Origin of the sequence: Leucobacter albus (assembly GCF_039528015.1) — a bacterium.
GTDB lineage: Bacteria > Actinomycetota > Actinomycetes > Actinomycetales > Microbacteriaceae > Leucobacter > Leucobacter albus.
This window is the reverse complement of sequence record NZ_BAAAKZ010000020.1, coordinates 1-1,149: the sequence shown is the minus strand read 5'-3', so window position 1 is coordinate 1,149 and position 1,149 is coordinate 1. Positions and strand designations below refer to the sequence as shown.

The window sequence follows — 1,149 nt, the reverse complement described above, 5'->3', positions numbered from 1 at the left end:
TCCTTGTCGGGTAAGTTCCGACCTGCACGAATGGCGTAACGATTCCCCAGCTGTCTCCACCATAAACTCGGCGAAATTGCAGTACGAGTAAAGATGCTCGTTACGCGCAGAAGGACGGAAAGACCCCGTGACCTTTACTACAGCTTGGTATTGGTGTTCGGTGTGGCTTGTGTAGGATAGGTGGGAGACTGTGAAGCGGGCACGCTAGTGTTCGTGGAGTCATTGTTGAAATACCACTCTGGTCATATTGGATATCTAACGACGAACCCTGATCGGGTTTTCGGACAGTGCCTGGTGGGTAGTTTAACTGGGGCGGTTGCCTCCTAAAAAGTAACGGAGGCGCCCAAAGGTTCCCTCAACCTGGTTGGCAATCAGGTGGCGAGTGTAAGTGCACAAGGGAGCTTGACTGTGAGACTGACAGGTCGAGCAGGGACGAAAGTCGGGACTAGTGATCCGGCAGTGGCTTGTGGAAGCGCTGTCGCTCAACGGATAAAAGGTACCTCGGGGATAACAGGCTGATCTTGCCCAAGAGTCCATATCGACGGCATGGTTTGGCACCTCGATGTCGGCTCGTCGCATCCTGGGGCTGGAGTCGGTCCCAAGGGTTGGGCTGTTCGCCCATTAAAGCGGTACGCGAGCTGGGTTTAGAACGTCGTGAGACAGTTCGGTCCCTATCCTCTGCGCGCGTTGGAAATTTGAGAGGATCTGACCCTAGTACGAGAGGACCGGGTTGGACGAACCTCTGGTGTGCCAGTTGTTCTGCCAAGGGCATGGCTGGTTGGCTACGTTCGGGATGGATAACCGCTGAAAGCATCTAAGCGGGAAGCCGGCCTCAAGATGAGATTTCCGTAGGAGTTTACTCCTGTGAGGCTCCCAGTAGATGACTGGGTTGATAGGCCAGATGTGGAAGCGCGGTAACGTGTGGAGCTGACTGGTACTAATAAGCCGATGACTTGACTTCATCCCAAATAGTTTTGGGGCATGGGTAAAGTGTTGTAACGATGTTCGCGTCTACTTTGTGGTTCTTGACGTATGGCCACAACCCCACGCACCCGTTTGTGTGTGCTTGGTGTGGGGTTGCGTGTTATGTCAATAGAGTTTCGGTGGTTATAGCGTCAGGGAAACGCCCGGTCACATTCCGAACCCGGA

Annotated in this window: 1 rRNA gene; it reads left to right on the top strand. The window is 53.8% G+C overall.

The window, feature by feature from the left end:
• Positions 1–961, top strand: a 23S ribosomal RNA gene (locus ABD115_RS16435); the annotation flags it as partial.
• Positions 962–1,149: the final 188 nt, after the last annotated feature.